Origin of the sequence: Rhizobium giardinii bv. giardinii H152 (assembly GCF_000379605.1) — a bacterium.
Taxonomy (GTDB): Bacteria; Pseudomonadota; Alphaproteobacteria; order Rhizobiales; family Rhizobiaceae; genus Pararhizobium; species Pararhizobium giardinii.
The window spans coordinates 133,210-147,678 of the sequence record NZ_KB902746.1 but is presented as its reverse complement, the minus strand read 5'-3'; the positions used below and the strand labels follow the sequence as shown (position 1 = coordinate 147,678).

At 58.7% G+C, this 14,469-nt stretch carries 9 protein-coding genes and 1 pseudogene; 8 read left to right on the top strand and 2 right to left on the bottom strand.

Annotated elements, in window-relative coordinates; translation table 11 throughout:
- Positions 1-187 precede the first annotated feature (187 nt).
- Both A3AY_RS0132545 and A3AY_RS0132540 read right to left on the bottom strand, forming a co-directional pair.
- Entirely contained in the window at positions 188-2,182 is a 1,995-nt protein-coding gene (locus A3AY_RS0132545) for a glycosyltransferase (protein ID WP_026204062.1), read from the bottom strand.
- A complete protein-coding gene (locus tag A3AY_RS0132540; protein WP_018329851.1) occupies positions 2,164-3,408 on the bottom strand; it encodes an HlyD family secretion protein in 1,245 nt (414 codons plus the stop codon). Before A3AY_RS0132540 ends, A3AY_RS0132545 begins: the two co-directional genes overlap by 19 nt.
- Before the next feature lie 658 nt (positions 3,409-4,066).
- On the opposite strand from A3AY_RS0132540, the gene A3AY_RS0132535 reads away from it, so the two are divergent.
- The 8 genes and pseudogenes from A3AY_RS0132535 to A3AY_RS0132505 all read left to right on the top strand — a co-directional run bounded on the left by A3AY_RS0132535 (position 4,067) and on the right by A3AY_RS0132505 (position 14,330).
- Positions 4,067-5,965: a diguanylate cyclase gene (locus tag A3AY_RS0132535; RefSeq protein ID WP_018329850.1), complete on the top strand. Its 1,899-nt coding sequence runs from the start codon at positions 4,067-4,069 to the stop codon at positions 5,963-5,965.
- Between the two features lie 190 nt (positions 5,966-6,155).
- Positions 6,156-7,505, top strand: a complete 1,350-nt coding sequence (locus A3AY_RS0132530; protein ID WP_018329849.1) for an IS1182 family transposase — start codon at positions 6,156-6,158, stop codon at positions 7,503-7,505.
- A 316-nt stretch (positions 7,506-7,821) separates the two neighbouring features.
- Positions 7,822-8,925 carry a branched-chain amino acid ABC transporter substrate-binding protein gene (locus A3AY_RS0132525; RefSeq protein ID WP_018329848.1) on the top strand — a complete coding sequence of 368 codons (1,104 nt, stop codon included), beginning with the start codon at positions 7,822-7,824 and terminating at the stop codon, positions 8,923-8,925.
- An 87-nt stretch (positions 8,926-9,012) separates the two neighbouring features.
- A pseudogene (locus A3AY_RS40970) lies at positions 9,013-10,881 on the top strand (PAS-domain containing protein); the annotation flags it as partial.
- 51 nt (positions 10,882-10,932) lie between these two features.
- Complete coding sequence (locus A3AY_RS40965; RefSeq protein WP_420864900.1) at positions 10,933-12,222, top strand: response regulator; 1,290 nt, start codon at positions 10,933-10,935, stop codon at positions 12,220-12,222.
- Positions 12,215-12,592, top strand: a complete 378-nt coding sequence (locus tag A3AY_RS0132515) for a response regulator (protein ID WP_018329846.1) — start codon at positions 12,215-12,217, stop codon at positions 12,590-12,592. The genes A3AY_RS40965 and A3AY_RS0132515 overlap by 8 nt, the downstream gene beginning before the upstream one ends.
- Positions 12,589-13,650 (top strand): adenylate/guanylate cyclase domain-containing protein, encoded by a 1,062-nt coding sequence (locus tag A3AY_RS0132510; RefSeq protein WP_018329845.1) that lies wholly within the window; start codon positions 12,589-12,591, stop codon positions 13,648-13,650. The genes A3AY_RS0132515 and A3AY_RS0132510 overlap by 4 nt, the downstream gene beginning before the upstream one ends.
- Positions 13,651-13,937: 287 nt before the next feature.
- Positions 13,938-14,330, top strand: coding sequence for a BRA0787 family protein (locus A3AY_RS0132505; RefSeq protein WP_026204060.1), 393 nt, complete (start codon positions 13,938-13,940; stop codon positions 14,328-14,330).
- The last annotated feature ends 139 nt before the right edge of the window (positions 14,331-14,469 follow it).

The following is a 14,469-nucleotide window of genomic DNA, read 5'->3' as shown; positions in this document are numbered from 1 at the left end:
AGTAGCACCTGCCCGGCGCTGCCCCATTGCGGCATGTCGACGACGAGTGCGTCGTTCTGGCCGATGCTCAGGGCCAGAGTCGCGTTGTGCGCATTGCGCCTGACGTAGAGCAGCGAGCGAGAAGAAGTTCAGGGGGATGGCGGCGTTTACGGTGAATAGCGAGAATCAGATGAGCCGTCGAAGCCAACTATGCAGTGCGCGTGCGTCCGAAGGCACGCAACAACAGGTTCACTGAGACGGCGACCTTGTCGATATCGGGAATGTCCTGCGAATAGCGTCCGGTATAGAGCTTGACGATCATCTTGTCCCGCTCCACCCCGTTCAAGTCGAAATGAAGATGGAGGTAGTATCGCCGCATGTCGCCTGATCGGCTGATGTCTCCGCGCCGCTGCGTTGCCTGCCTGAGCTCCGCCTCGATCGGCTCGAAGCCGTCGAGCGCCAGTCGCACACGTGTGGATTGAAACCGTGTTTCCGTTGGAACCGCGATCACAGCCTTTTCGAGGGAAAGGCTGACGAGGCGACCGGGCGAACCGTCAACATTTGCTGCCTCATCGAGCTTGAATGCTTGAAAGAGACGCCGCGGCTTTTCGAAACAGATCAGCGAAGCGATGACGAGCACCATGATGTTGATCCCGGCCCAGAGCGCGGCGATCGGCGAAAACGCCCCCTGTATTCGCGTCGTTTCCGGAACGATGTTGATGACTATGCCGAGGGCGGTGACGACGATGAACCCCGCTATCCAGGCAAAGGTGTAGGCGTCGAAGACGCCCTCCTCGTTGCCGCTGCCCTTGGGCGTCACTTTGAATGGCTTGCCAAACGGCCGCACCAGGCTGGAGATTACCGTCGGCAACATGCGGAACGCCGCGAAAGTACCGACGGCGCTGGAGACCACGGGCAGATAACGGGTCGGCGTGATCCAGAGCATCAACAGGAAATAGGCGGCCAACAACGGCACCTGGTGGGAGACATAGTCGGCCACCTCGGTGAAGTGGAGCGGCAGCGCCCCGAACCAGAAATAGGCGATCGGTACGACCAGCACCGTTATGCGGACCAGATATTGCACCAGCCAGGACATCGGCAGGAACATGATCCGCTGAAAGAGGGAAAGCCCGGGTCCCCGCAGCGGACCGTTATGCAGGTAGAGCGTCTGGATGCCCCCTTGGCACCACCGCTCGCGCTGGACGAAATAGCCGGTCAGGTTTTCGGCCGCCAGCCCCATCGACAGCCGCTCGTTCAAATAACGGGTCTTATAGCCTTTGTTGAGCATCGAGAGCGTGGTCAGCAGATCTTCCGTGATTGACTCGGTCGGGAAGCCGCCGATCGCTTCGACTGCTTTGCGGCGAGCGATCGAGCAGGAACCGCAGCAGAAGCTTACGTCCCAGCCATCGCGGCTCGGCGCAATCTCGTCGAAGAACAGGCGCTGCTCGTCCGGCCATATGTTCTCGAGGCCGAGATTGGATTGCACCGGATCAACGTTGAAGAAATGCTGCGGCGTCTGAACGATGCCAATGGTGCTGTCTGAGAAAAACGGCAACGTTCGCCTGAGGAAATGACGGTAGGGTACGAAGTCCGCGTCGAAGATGGCGACAAAATCGCCGGAACTGATGCGCAAGCCATTGTTCATATTGCCGGCCTTGGCATGGGCGTTGTCGGGTCGGATCACATGAACCGCGCCGTGGTGTTCGCAGTAGTTACTGAGCCAGTCGCGACGGCCGTCATCAAGCACATACACTCTCAGCTTGTCCTTGGGATAGTCGAGCGCAAGCGCCCCGACGATGGTTCTCTCGAGCACGTCGAGCGGTTCGTTATAGGTCGGGATGAAGACGTCGACCGTGGGCAGTTCGCTCTGGTGGCGGTGAAAGAACACCCGCGCGAGCCGGTCGGCCTCGGCGCTGCGGTCGACGTGGCGGCTCATCAGGATGAGAAAGAGGAAGACCTCCGAGACGGCCAGAAGCTCGACAATGAAGATGAACCAAACCCAATAGAAGTTGGCGCCGTCATTGGGATAGGGCAGAACCGTTTCCGTCAGGCGCCAGATCATGTAGCGTGTTGCCGCCGCTGCGACGAAGGCGCAGGTAACGGCCCGCGTCCAGGTTTGCCGGCGCGACCAGTTGAACGGCCCGATAAGAAAGAAGGCGATGACCGCAAAGGTCGGCGCCAGCACTAGAAGAGACTGAACCATAGGCTTTCGATCCATTGCGACAGCCGAACGGCGCGTTTGGAAATACGCACCTGGACCGTTCGACCGGTTTGGCAGAAACTGGCGAAGTCGGTGTTGAGTGCCGAAGGGGCAAGCAGGATGCGGATCCGGGCATTGCGCTCGTCGGTTTCCGGTTCGTTGGCGGCAAGCAGATCCTTTTCGACGACAGCGGAACTGCCCTTGACCGATTGCACTTTGCCCTTGAAGGTCTCGGAACGCCCAAAGAGCCGGACCTCCGCCTCGCGCCCGGGATAAATTTCGTCGTAGTCTACCTCGGGCACGAGAATATCGACAAACAGCTCACGGCAATCGAGCACTCGCATCATCTCGTTGTTCAGGATGACGTTGGAGCCGCCGACGATATTCCTGCTCCAGACGACGCCCTTGAACGGCGAGAGAATGGTCGCCGATTCGAGGCTGCGAACGCGGCGCTCTTCCTCGGCCATCTGCTGTTCGCTCTGGCTCGCCCGCGTCCTGTTCTCCGCGATCCGCGTGTTGAGGTCATTGATGCGAACGATCACTTCGTCCTGTCGCTGGCGGGAGTACGGCACATCGTTTTGGCCATCGCCGCCGACAAATATCCCCTGACGCACGGCTTCCAATCGATGCTGCAGCAATTCGACCGTCAGGCTGTTCACCTCGACCTCGCCGCCCGTCGCGGCCCCGGCAGCCTTGGCAGACTCCACCATCTTGCGGGCGAAAATTCCCCTTGACTCCAAATCCTGCCTGCGGCCGAGGTCCACTTGTGCCACCAGATCCTGGGCGCGCGATACGTCGACCCGCTTCCGCAGGATCTGCAATTCCCGTTCCAGGCTGGCAATGGTCGCGCGCTGGAAGACCTCAAGTCGTTCGGAAAGCTGATTGCGCAGCTGCGATAGCTCCGCGCGCTCCCGCTCAAGCGCAGCAACACGTCCGACCGCGGTGCGGTGTTCTGAGCGCAGCGAGGCAAGGATTGCCCGGTTGACGCGCTCGTTGCGAATGGTCGCAAGTGCCTCCCCCTCGCTCACTGGCGTTCCGATCCGCAGCGGCGATCCCGCAACTTCGCCGTCGATCGGCGCGTTTATGACTGCGAGGCGTGCATTGACCGTGCCATCCAGACTGGTGACGCCCGTGACCCCGGGCAATAGGGCGACGGCAACAAGCACCAGGAGCAAAATGCCGACCGCGATCCGCGTAATGCGATGGTTCAGGATCCTCATCTCAAGCATCCGTTCTGTCGCTGAGCGGGGTTCGCGATCACGATTTCGCCCGCGCTGCGCGGTCTTAGCATTCAACAGTATTTGACGTTGAACAACCCTAAAATTTGCGGGCTTTAGTAAGCGAAACACAAAAATACTGTGTCGGAACAGGTCCGCGCATTCGTTTTCTGCTACTGCGAGACCAGCGGAGAGAAGAATCCAAATATAATTGCATGCTAATAAAGTAACATCGCAAGAAGGATGTGTGATTCAAGCCGGAAACCGAATGATGCTGGCTTCCAAGCTGAAATTCGGTTTCAATTCCCCGCGACCCCCGCCCGAGATTTCTCAGAGATCAGCATAGGCACGTTACCGCGCTCACCTAATAAGAGGGAGAGCAGAGGGAGATCGCATCCGGTGATACAATCCGACGATAGAAGTTCGGTCCGGTCCGCAGCGCGGCGTCGCTGGTCGACGGTGCAGGTGTCCCATTGTGTGTATAACATCGACGACAATGGACAGGTAGGGATTTGGTTTTCCTGTGCTGCTGGCGGTTCGACGAACAGGGAATCCGTGCTCTCCTGTTCGGGGCGGCGAGTGCGAGGCTGGCGCTGCGTCTTAATAAAGCTCAAACCGGTCTTCGCATAAGATCGGGGATCCAAATCTATGAGAAGGCCCACGTATCGTGATGACTGGCATATGGGAGCAGTTTGCTGGCAACCTTGCCTTTGTCAGCTTGGCCATTTCGATTTGGGCACATCTCTCGATCTGGTTTCAACGACAAATTGTCGGATTTGAAAAAATCATGTTCGGCATCATGGCCGGCGTTGCGTCCATCGGCTCGATGTTGCTTGCCGTTCAATTCAGTCACGGCACTTTTGTGGACCTCCGCTTTGCGCCGCTTGCTCTTTCGGGGATGTTTGGCGGGCCGATTGCGGCAGTCATCACCGCCTCGCTTACGGTTGCTTTCCGCATTTCGATCGGCGGGGCCGGAATGACTGATGGCGTGCTGGTGACCATTGCCGCCGCTGGCATGGGGATTGTAGCGAACTTCCTAATCAGAAAGAAAGCTCCGGTCTTTTCGCACATTGCTCTACTCGCGGCCGCGATCGGATGTCTGCTTATTGCGTCAATGGGATTGCTGCCTGCTCTGTCGAAGGTCCAGGCGCTATCTGCAGTCGGCCTACCTATGACGGCGACGAACTGTGTAGCGACCATCGTGGGTGGCCTCATCCTATTGAAAACGCAACGTCTCGAACTCGAGCGCAGAATTTTGGAGACCGCGTTTTCGCAGTCGCCCGATTATCTCTACGTGAAGGATCGAGACAGCCGGTTCATCACCGTCAACGAAAATATGATCCGTCTCTATCGTTTCGAGTCCACGACAGAGATGTTGGGCCTGTCGGATTTCAATCTCTTGCCGCGGCCGCTCGCCGAGGAATTGTATCACCGCGAGCAGGAGGTCATGCGCACGGGCCTACCCCTTATCGACTGCGCCGAGTATATCGAGGGTAGAAATCTGCTCGCCTCCAAGGTTCCCCTGAGGGATCGGGATGGGCGCGTAATCGGTCTGGCAGGCGTAACGCGGGATATCACCGAACGCACCGCTCTTGAACGGGAATTGCGGCAAAGCAAGAACTTGCTATCCCATGCGATGGCGGGAATGCCAGACGGTTTTGCGATGTTTGATAGCGAGGGCATTCTCCTCTTTTGCAATGAACAATACCGAGACGCGTTTCCGTTATCCGCAGATGCTCGGGTGATTGGTGCGCACATCAGCGACATTTTACGCCGTGTGGCCGAAACCCGTGAGCGTCTGGATATTTCCTACGATTCGATGGAAGACTGGATCAAAGCGGCCAGCGGCACATTGCATGAGAACAAGAACGAAGAGATTCAACTTCAGAACGGCGACTGGCGCAGCATCAAGACGCGACGAGCGGCAGACGGGACCGCGATGGTTGTTGTTTCGGACATCACGACAATGAAGCAGGCAGAAATCGCCTTGAGGCTGTCTGCCGAGCAGATGAAGAACCTTGCGGAAACCGACGGATTGACGGGGATCGTCAACCGCCGGGCCTTTGACGACGCGTTTTTGCGTGAGGCGGCGAGAAGTGCAAGGAACAAGACACCACTGAGCCTGTTGATGATCGATATCGATCGTTTCAAGGCGTTTAATGACACCTACGGCCATCCGGCCGGAGACCGATGCCTGCGCCTCGTCAGTGAATGCCTGCATCGATCCGTGAAGCGGCCCGCGGATATCGTCGCGCGATATGGTGGCGAGGAGTTCGTCGTTCTGCTTCCCGAAACAGATGAGAATGGAGCGGCTATCGTTGCAGAAGGATTTGCAAGCCACTTGAGGGAGGAGAATATCGTCCATTCCCAGAGTGAATTCGGCAGAGTCACTGCGAGTATCGGTATATCGTCCGCAACAGGGCGTGTCCTGCGAGAGGAGCCAAATAGCCTTGTCTCAATGGCGGACGCCGCGCTTTACGAGGCCAAGGCGCAAGGTCGCAATCGCATTCTCGCTCGCTCCCCTGCCGCCGGTCTAAACTTCGTCAGGGACGCCGCTGGCGCCAATTGATAGGTTGGTCGATGCTGCCCAAATCCACAGCACCCCGCTGAGTTCGGTAAAGCGTCTGGAGCTTTTGTCACGGATGGCGGGGAAATATGCCGCATCAGCGCGCAATTGGCCGATTTTGTTGAAAAACTCCGGGGTTGCCTGCACTGCAAATCACTGATTCACTTCCAATATCTAAAGTGGAGCGAAGCAGATGCTGGGACCCAGGCAAGTCGATCAGGCCGCGTTGTTTTACGAGTTCTCAATCGAAGGCCACATCCCCGCTGATCACATGCTTCGCGCGATCGACCGCTTTATCGATCTGTCGGCAGTTCGAGGAGAGATGGCCAGTTTTTACAGTCACACGGGCCGACCATCGATTGATCCTGAACTGATGATCCGCATGCTGCTTGTCGGCTATTGCTTTGGCATCCGTTCGGAACGCCGACTGTGCGACGAGGTCCATCTGAACTTGGCGTATCGCTGGTTCTGTCGGCTCGGTCTTGATGGCCGCGTACCGGATCATTCCACTTTTTCGAAGAACCGTCATGGGCGCTTCCGCGAGAGTGATCTCTTTCGGCGCGTGTTCGAGATGGTGGTGTCGCGCTGCATGGAGGAAGGGTTTGTTGGTGGTGAGGGCTTTGCGGTGGACGGCAGCCTTATCAAGGCAGATGCCAATCGCCAAAGCGGTATCGAGGGAGCCAATTGGAGCGCACCGGAAAAGGCCAATCGTGCGGTCAAGGAATACGTCGCAGCCTTGGATGACGCGGCGTTCGGGTCAGCGACCGCGGTCACACCGAAGTTCATCTCACCTGCCGATCCGGCAGCTCGTTGGACCGCCGCCAACGGGGGCGCGGCCTTCTTTGCCTATACCGCCAACTATATGATCGATCTCGACCACGCGATCATCGTCGACGTCGAGGCGACAACCGCCATTCGCCAGGGAGAAGTGACGGCCGCCAAGCGTATGATAGAGCGCACCAGAGAGGAGTTCGGCCTTTATCCGGCTCGGCTGGCCGCTGATAGCGGATACGGATCGGCGGAGATGCTCGGTTGGCTTGTGCACGAACAAGGCATCGAGCCGCATATTCCGGTCTTCGATAAGTCCGCAAGGACGGACGGCACATTCTCCCGCAGGGACTTCACCTGGGATCGGCCGAATGACATCTACCGCTGCCCGGCAGGCAAGGTGCTGACCACCAGCGGTACGATCGTCAACGACAACCAGCTTCTTTACCGCGCCAGCAAATACGACTGCGAGGTCTGCGAACTCAAAGCGAGATGTTGCCCGAAGGAACCGGCACGCAAGGTCCCACGATCAATCCATGAGGGCGCGCGGGATATGGCTCGCGATATCGCCAAGACGGAAGCCTATGTCACATCGAGACGGCAGAGGAAGAAGATCGAGATGCTGTTTGCCCATCTCAAACGCATTCTCAAGCTGGATCGCTTGCGATTGCGAGGACCGAATGGCGCAAGGGATGAATTCCATCTCGCAGCCACCGCCCAAAACCTCAGAAAGCTCGCCAAATTGATCCCGATGCCTGCACCCAAGCCGGCATAACGGCGACGACCCATCACAAAATCCGCAGGACCCGCCATCGCATCAAGGCATCGACTGAGAACACGCCGACTTTTTCAACGAAATCGGCCAAGTGTGGATCACAAAATAGAAGCAGTTACCCGCGAGGTTTGCGCTGCAACAGACGCTGGCGCTTAAGCGAAACGCCCTGATTGCGGCTTCGACGCCAAGAACCGTATCACTCCCCAGTGCTACATGGTATGGTCGGATGCAATTGAGCGCGTCCGAAACAGCAGTCGCTGATTGCGAGACCCTCTCCGTTGGCCAAATTGCGGGATTGAGGCGGAAGGTTTCTTCCATGCACCGCGTCTTTGTCTTTGTCTTTGTCTTTGTCGGCCTTGCCGCTGTGGTCAGTTGCTCCGCGCATGCCGACGTGTTGATCGGGGTTTCGGCCGCGATGACGGGACGGCTGGCCTGGATTGGTGAGCAGGGGCAGCGTGGAGCAGAGATGGCGGTTGCCGATCTCAATGCGACGGGCGGCGTTCTCGGCCAGCAGGTGCGGCTCATCACGGTCGACGACTTCTGTGATCCCGAGCAAGCGGTGGTCGCCGCCGAAAAGCTCGTGGCTGACGGTGCCGTGTTCGTCGTCGGACATTACTGTTCTGGAGCCTCGATTCCAGCTTCGAAAGTGTACGAGGCCGCAGGCGTTCTGCAGATTTCGCCAGGGTCGACCAATCCGCTGTTGACCGAACAGGGTCGCGACAACGTCTTCCGCGTCATTGGTCGCGACGATGCACAGGGTGTTGTGGCCGGCAGCTACCTGGCCGATCATTGGGGGAACAAGAAGATTGCGATTCTGCACGACGGCACCACCTATGGCAGGGGACTTGCCGACGAGACCAGAAAGCAGTTGAACAAGCGGGGTGTGACCGAAGCGATCTACCAGTCGTACACGCCTGCAAAGAATGACTATTCGGCTGAAATCACTGCGCTGAAGGCGGCCAATGTCGCTGTGGCATATGTTGGAGGCTATCATGCCGAGGTAGCGCTCATGGTTCGCGGCGCGCGTGATCGCGGTAATCCGATACAGTTCATCTCCGGAGATGCCCTCGCGACCGAGGAATTTGCCCTGATCGCCGGCCCCGCGGCTGAGGGAACCCTCTTCACGTTTTCAGCAGATCCCCGGCGAAATCCCACAGCCGCCCCGGTGGTGGAGCGGTTCCGCGCGGACAACTTCGAACCCGCAGGCTATACGCTGTTGAGCTATGGCGCCGTTCAAGCTTGGGCGCAGGCAGTCAAGCAAGCCGGTTCGCAGGACTTGCGCGACGTGATTAGGTCCTTGCGTAGCCATCAATTCGATACGGTGCTCGGTCGCATCGACTTTGATGAGAAGGGCGACCTCACGGTTCAGAGTTGGGTATGGTATGTCTGGAAGGATGGCGAATACGTGCCATTGAAATAACACACCGCTGATCACCACGGATCGTGTTCGAGAAAAGAGCTGTGCGGGCCATGTTGACCACATCAGCCGGATCGATGGGTCGCCGCGATGTTTGAACGTCTCGGCATACGCGGCCGTTTACTCTTCGCTTTTTTTGGGATCAGCACCTTCGCGGTGCTCGCGACCGCAGCGGCCGTGTATGCCTTCCTCCAGGTGGGTGCGGTGGTCGAGCGGATCACCGATCGCAGGGTCCCATCCGCGCTCGGATCGCTCGAAGTCTCCCGCCAAGCTGAGCGGGTCGCCGCCACTGCGCCGGCCGTGCTTGCTACCACCAGCACGGTCCAGCACAAGGAGGTCTCGGCTGCGATTGGATCGGAGATGGCGCGCCTCGAAGATTTGCTCGCCGCGCTCAAGGGCACCGCGGTCAACGCCGCGGCCTTAGCTGAGATCGAAAGCGCGGTGATCGGGCTGCGGCGCAATCTCAAAGCTCTCGACGATCTTGTCGCCGCTCGCCTCATCGTGGTCACACGCAAGGAGGACCTCCTGCGCCGTTTGTCGGCGACGACAACCGCAAGCGAGCGTCTCGTGGCTCCTGCTATTCTGGTGATGAATGCTAAGATCCCACAATGGCGCGCCACGGTTGCCGACGTTGCCGCCCCACCCGACGTGCGTGCTGCGGCGACAACAGATCTTGCGCGTGCAATTTCTTCCTACATCCCACAACAGAAGGCGCAAAGAGAGATCTCTGCAATCAATGAAGCGCTGCTCAAGGCGGCGGTGGCGCCGACGGCCGGCGATCTGGCGCTGATGTCCTTTGCGTTGCGCCGCTCGGTTGCGTCCCTCGCTGCGGCGACACCCGAGATCGATGAGAAGCTGCGAACGCGGTTCCGCCAGCGCGTTAACGAGTTCGAGGCGCTGATCGACGGTGCAAAGAGCATCCTGAAGGCGCGCGAAGTAGAGCTCGCAGTGCTCGCGAAGGGCGGAGCGCTCTTGTTGGAGAATGACCAGCTGTCGCGGAATTTAACCGGTGCCGCGAACCGTCTTGTTGGTGCGGCCAATCGCGACATCTCCGCGGCTGGCCGCGAAGCTGCAACCGTCCAGCGTGTCGGTACCGGTGTTGTCCTTGGTTCGGCCGTCCTGAGCCTTCTCAGCTCGGTTTTGATTGTTTGGCTCTATGTTGACCGCAGTCTTCTTGCCCGGTTGGCGGGGTTGAGCCAGAGCATGCTTGCCATCGCCGGAGGCAACCTTCGGGCACCACTGCCTGCTACGGGCCGCGACGAGATCGGTCGCATGGCCCAAGCGCTGCAACTGTTCCGCGACACCGCCGTCGAGATCGAGGAAAAGAACCTGCGCGAAGTCGCCGAAGCGCGCCAGCGCCTCGTCGATGCAATCGAAAGTATCTCCGAAGGCTTCGCCCTTTACGATGCCGAGGACCGTCTTGTCCTGTGCAACAGCCGCTACAGGGAAATCCTCTATCCCGGCATAGCCGATTCAGTTGTCCCAGGTGCACAATTCGAGACCATCGTTCGAAAGGCGGTGACACAGGGCCTCGTCGAGGATGCAAAGGGCCAAGAGGAGGAGTGGGTCGCCGCGCGGCTTGAGGCACATCGCAATCCTAAGCAGACGCTGGTTCAACACCGCAGCCAGGACCGCTGGGTTCAGGTTAACGAGCGGCACATAACAGGCGGCGGTACGGTCGCGGTCTACACGGATATCAGCAAGCTCAAGCAGCACGAAGCCGAGCTCGAGCTCGCGCGGGATGCGGCCATGGCGGCGACACAGGCCAAAAGCAAGTTTCTTGCAAGCATGAGCCACGAATTGCGCACGCCGTTGAACGCCATCCTGGGCATCACCGAAATGCTGCAGGAAGATGCCAACGAAGCCGGTCAAGGCGAGTTGATCGAACCACTTGGGCGGGTCACGCGTGCCGGAAAGCATCTGCTGAAGCTCATTAATGAGGTGCTTGATCTTGCCAAGATCGAGGCCGGCCGCCTGGAACTGCATATCGAGACGTTTGACATCGCAGGTATGGTTCACGAGGCCGCGACAACCGTGCAGCCACTTGCCCGGAAGAACCGAAACGGGATGATCGCGAAGTGCCCAGATGACATTGGAAGCATGCGCGGCGATCCGCTTCGGGTACGTCAGATCCTCCTCAATCTGTTGAGCAATGCATGCAAGTTCACGGAAAATGGACAGGTCACGATCGCGGCGACGTGCATGAAGGTCGACGATGCCAAGGGCGTGTTGTTGACGGTTGCCGATACCGGCATCGGCATGACGCCTCAGCAGATGAAGAACCTGTTCCAGGAGTTTAGCCAGGCCGACAGTTCCACTACGCGCAAGTACGGCGGCACCGGGCTAGGGCTTGCCATCAGCCAGCGCCTGTGCCGCGCAATGGGTGGTGACATAACCGTGAACAGCACTCCCGGCGTCGGTACCAAGTTTACCGTGTGGCTGCCGTCGGCGATCGAGGCGCCTACCACGCAGGCACAGCCGCCGGTCCGTGGGGTCTCCGCCGCCGAGCTTGTTCGCCTCTCGAACGTCGTCCTCGTCGTTGATGATGATGAGGCTGTGCGCGACCAGATGCGGCGATTTCTGGTCCGCGAGGGCTGCGATGTGGTGACGGCCAAGGACGGTATGGAAGGACTTAAACTGGCGCGGCAACTGAAGCCGGCACTTATCACCCTTGATGTGCTTATGCCGGGTTGCGACGGCTGGAGCGTCCTGCAGGAATTGAAGGCGGATCCTGAGCTCGCGACGATCCCCGTCGTGATGCTCACCATGGCCGACGAGAGGAACCGAGGGTACGCGCTCGGGGCCGCCGATTACATGGTTAAGCCGATTGAGCGCGATGCGCTGCGGAAACTCATCGCAAAACTCTGGTCGGGGGCGCCTGGCTCAGCGCCGCGGGTTCTGATCGTTGAGGATGATGAGGACACACGTCAGCAATGGCGTCGCATATTGAGTACAGAGGGTTGCGACGTCGACGAGGCCGAGAATGGCCGGTTCGCGCTGGAACGTGTCATCCATGAGCGTCCCGACGTCATCATTCTGGACCTCATCATGCCGGAAATGGACGGCTTCGAGTTTCTTGTCGAACTGCGCAAGCGGTCCGCGTTCAAGGCGGTGCCTGTCGTGGTGGTGACAGCCGCGACCCTCAGTGAGGAGGACCATGAGCGTCTTAGCGGCGGCGTCGAGCGTGTGCTCGCCAAAGCTGCCTTCAGCCGCAACGAACTTCTTGAGGAGTTGCGCAAGGCTATTGCGCTGTACAGTCTTAAACGGAACTCGCCTGACAAGGATCACCAGCATGGTTAGCATCCTTTATGTCGAAGACAATGAGGACAACATCTATATGCTGTCCACGCGGCTCAGACGCAAAGGTTACGAGGTCATCGTCGCCACCGATGGGGAGCAAGGTGTGGCGCGTGCGCGATCGGACGCACCGTCGCTTATCCTGATGGACTTGAGTCTTCCCGTCGTTGACGGCTGGGAGGCCACCAGGCGTCTGAAGGCCCTGGCTACGACGCGCGACATCCCCGTGATCGCGCTTTCCTCACACGCGATGCCTGGCGACCGCGAAACAGCACTGGCAGCGGGCTGCGATGACTTCGATACCAAACCCGTCGAGTTCGCGCGCCTGCTTGCAAAAATCAAGGCTCTGCTTCCAAGGGAGACAATATCATGAGCGAAATTGGGCCTGCTCTGCTCGTCGTCGACGATAACGAGGACAATCGCTTCACATTGACGGAGCGGCTCAAACGAGAAGGCTACGGAAACGTGGCATGCGCCAGCAATGGTCGGGAGGCGCTCGAACTGCTGGCGACAAGGCCATTCGACCTCGTGCTGCTCGACATAACGATGCCGGAAATGGACGGCTACCAAGTGCTCCATGAGGTCAAGGCCGACACGACGCTGCGCAATATTCCGATTGTCATGATATCGGCCGTCGACGAAATCGACAGTGTGGCGCGCTGCATTGGCCTAGGTGCAGAGGACTATCTGGCCAAGCCGTTCAACGCGGTTCTTTTGCGCGCGCGTTTGGCCGCCTGCCTGGAAAAGAAGAAACTACGCGACCAAGAGGCGGTTTATACACAGCAGATCGAAAACGAAAAGCGCCGAGCAGACGAGCTTCTGTACGCTATGCTTCCTCCCGGCGCTGTACGCGAGCTCAAAGCGACCAATGCCGTCCGCCCCCGTCGCTACGAGGAAGTCGCGGTGCTATTTTGCGATATCGTTGGCTTTACGGCCTATTGCGACGAGAATCCGCCGGAGAAGGTGGTGGAGCATCTCCAGGCTCTGAACGAGGAATATGAACGGATCGTCCGTCAGCACGAGATGGAGAAGATCAAAACGATCGGCGACGCCTTCATGGCTACAGCCGGCCTGTTCACTCCCGTGCCAGATCCGGTTTTTGCCAGTTTGCAATGCGGACTGGACATGGTCACGGCATCACGCCGCACCGAACCGAGTTGGGAGGTTCGAGTCGGCGTCCAGTTCGGACCAGTCGTGGCGGGCATCATCGGACACCGACAATACCTGTTTGACCTGTGGGGTGACACGGTGAATATGGCGTCCCGGATCGCAGCTCACGCTAACCCGGGGACTGTTGCGACCAGTGGGGCCACCTGGCATCGCATTCGCGATCGGGGTCGCGGGCGCTCCCTGGGCTTCGTGGACATCAAAGGCAAGGGCCGGATCGAATTGATCGAATGCCAGGGACTGAAGGAGCAGGGACCGTCCTAGACAGTTTTGTTTTACGTCATGGACCCGTGGGCTGGACATCGTAGCCGGGTTCGGCAACGTATGGCGCGTTCCTGTTGGATCCTCGACGCAGGGAAACGGTGGTACATAGAAGGTGCGGCGATCTTTCCTGGCGCCAGCCGTCACGCGTGCCCGTCAGCGCGAGACGCAAGGAACGCGCATTTTTCCCGTCAATGGGCTGGAACAATCCGTTTCGTCGTGCGTTAGGCGTCGGGTCGATTTCTGTCGACATCAAACACCGTGATTTGCAACGATGCGAGGATGCGCAGATGAACAACCGGCTCCCACAACTCCATGAAGGACACGCGCCGATCACGCTACACCAGCTGTTCCGCGACGCCCTGGAAGCCTATGACGACTGGGTCGATGGCGGAGAGACTCCGACGGTATACTTTCAAGGAATGCCAATTGTTCTGGACGTCGTCTTCGATCATATGCGCGGTTGCACGGACATTCTGCCGAACAACATGGTCAGTGCCATTACCGAGCGCCTGACAAAGCCCTGGAGCAGCGACAGCCCTCTTGATGAGATGACCTTTTCCACTGCGGCACGCATTATGTGCGTGCTGATCCGCAAGCGAGAATTGCGGCGCACGGGCAGCGATATCAATGCCTTTATCCGCCGGTTCGAAAAGCTGCGCTCAGACCACGTCGATCGTTAAGGTTTTTGCGTAAACCAAAGCCTCTGGGTGTCCCAGGGGCAAACCATTCATCCAAATCCTACTAAGTAACGGCAATGTATCGAAAAATTACAGGGCGTGAAAACGACTTGCTACCGTGTGTTGCCCGTGCTTAAATGAC